The following is a 2,174-nucleotide window of genomic DNA, read 5'->3' as shown; positions in this document are numbered from 1 at the left end:
GCCGGCGTCGGTCGAGACTCCCGACGTCGAAGGAGCAGGCGCTCCACCGCCACCGCCGCCTCCGCCACCGCTGGTGCCGCCACCGGTGGTACCCCCACTGGTGTTTTGAGGTGGTGGTGCCTCCAGGTCCAGGATGATGGAAGCAAGCTTGGTATTGTTGCTCAAAATTTGCAACGTATAATCATTAGTGTTAGCCACGTTTAAACCCGGCTGGTAGACCCAGTGGTAGACTAACTGGTAGACGTAGTAGACGGTATTGTATACTGATCTATAGATTTTCTTATAGACCGCATTCGTTATCCCATTTTTGTCCAGGTTGCCAATGCCCAGGATCTGCAACATGATGCTGTTAAAATCAGTATCGGTAAGGACCTGGACGGTGAAATCAACTGTGGTTTTATCCTGGTTGGTGACCAGCTTGGCAGTACCGCCATTCTTGACCCAGTTGCCGTCTTTGTCCTGGACTGCCGCCCGATGACTTTCGTCTACCTGGACAGATAGATTCGGATTTTCTGTTAGGGTCACCGCTCCAGCCGGGGCCGGATGCACCACACCGCAGGTCAGCGTTGCCAGGAAGGCCAGGAACACTACCAGGGCGATGTTCCCCAGGAAGGTACGGCTGGCATATAACTTGCCCATTACCTGTTTCACCTCCTTTCCCGGCGGAATTGGAATGTTCCTGCCTATTAAGGCAAGACTTCCCTTGTAAATTTTATCATCAGCCAACCAAAAACAGCAAGCAAAAAATTTGGGGTCACGTGATGACCCCGTCAACCCGGGCATGTTTGAGCACCTCACCTGCCCGGCCTGTAATTTACTCCACCCCACTCAAGGGTTGCGCTCCCGCACTTTTCGCCACTCTTCCTTTTCCAAAAAGCTCCCCTCTACATTATCTTCCATTTCCAGGAACATTTTATAAGGAACCGCAAAGGAGAGTAAATCTTTTTCCACATGCTTTCGAGCGGAGATATCGGTAAGGCCGACAACCGCCCGGGGCCGTTCCGACCTGGCTTCATGGTAAGGGAAAAGGAATAAGGTGTGACAGCCGGCACCAAAGGGTATAATCACACTTTGCTCTCCGCCGCGGTTATAATTGGCCAGCACCGCCAGCGCCGAGAGCTGATCGCAGTTGGCCAGGAAGACCACTACTTCGGGTTTTTCATCTTCCGGTACCTGGTCAAGGGGCTTGAACACTACGTAAGGGGCCGGCACTTCGACGTAAGGCAGGGCATCGACGAATTTTTTAGCCACCTCCGGCGACTTGAAATAGCCTTCTCCGTGTTCCAAAGCCGGCATATTCCGCACAAGGCCCCTGGCGGCTTCAGACCGGCAGAATTCTTGATTTCCGGTAGATAGGAAGTACTCGATGCCGCCGGGGAAATTAACGTAAAGGTTGCCAAAACCAAGTCCCACGCCGCCGCCCAGGCAACCATAGGTCTTGCGGTCAAAAACAGCCGTCTTTCCTCTCGCCGCCCCCATAAACATGGCTACTACGCAACCCCAGCGGCCTTCCTTAAACTGGAGGGCTCCCGGAGGTTTTTCCTCGCTCAGTAAAATACCTACAGGAGAATATTTTAAGTTCAAGGCCCGGGCAATTTTACTTTCCACTATCAGCACCCCCATTTAAAATTTAAAGCAACTCGAACCAGATACTCTATCTTCCGCCTGGAAGAATTTCCTGGTCCCATTTTATCATACCCCATTGACCCATTTCCAGAAAGAGTGGCAGAGATTTTTGGTATATGTGGAACACCGTTCTTCATACCAATAAACCCGGGAGGGTTGGTTGACTTGGCACGCAATATTACTCACCCGGCAGGCTCCTCCACGGGGAACAGAGGAAAGATTACCGACGCGGACTTCACACTCAACATTTACCGCATAATCAATTACCTGCGCCGCTCCCGGCAGGATATAGAAAGGGAGAAGCGCACCGGCGAAGACACTTTGGCCATTCAAAAAAGGATCATGGCCAAAGTACTGGACGACCTGGGTATCCCTTATGACCAGGTGGAGGAGATCGGCTCCGGAGACAAAATCGAAACCCGGCCGGTGTTCCAGCAGGTCCTGGCGGACCTGGAGCAGGGCAAATACAATGCCGTGGCCGCCAAGGAAATATCTCCAGCCAAAAACTGGCGGCGCAAGTGGCCAAAAACGATTGCCAGGTTAAAGGA

General features: G+C 52.4%; 3 protein-coding genes. 1 reads left to right on the top strand and 2 read right to left on the bottom strand.

Features of this window, described 5'->3' with window-relative positions:
- Together ACPLUI_RS14160 and ACPLUI_RS14155 are read right to left on the bottom strand one after the other, a co-directional pair.
- The coding region (locus ACPLUI_RS14160) for a hypothetical protein (RefSeq protein WP_424660887.1) at positions 1-639 on the bottom strand (639 nt) is incomplete at its 3' end.
- Positions 640-828: 189 nt separating this feature from the next.
- Positions 829-1,608 (bottom strand): DUF169 domain-containing protein, encoded by a 780-nt coding sequence (locus ACPLUI_RS14155; RefSeq protein WP_424660886.1) that lies wholly within the window; start codon positions 1,606-1,608, stop codon positions 829-831.
- A gap of 183 nt (positions 1,609-1,791) precedes the next feature.
- Here ACPLUI_RS14155 and ACPLUI_RS14150 point away from each other — a divergent pair.
- Positions 1,792-2,174 (top strand): recombinase family protein (locus ACPLUI_RS14150; RefSeq protein WP_424660885.1); only part of this gene is annotated, 383 nt, incomplete at its 3' end.

Origin of the sequence: Desulfofundulus sp., from assembly GCF_049701015.1 — a bacterium.
In the GTDB taxonomy this organism is placed as follows: domain Bacteria; phylum Bacillota; class Desulfotomaculia; order Desulfotomaculales; family Desulfovirgulaceae; genus Desulfofundulus.
The sequence above is the reverse complement of the archived record's forward strand: the minus strand, read 5'-3'. Positions and strand labels throughout refer to the sequence as shown.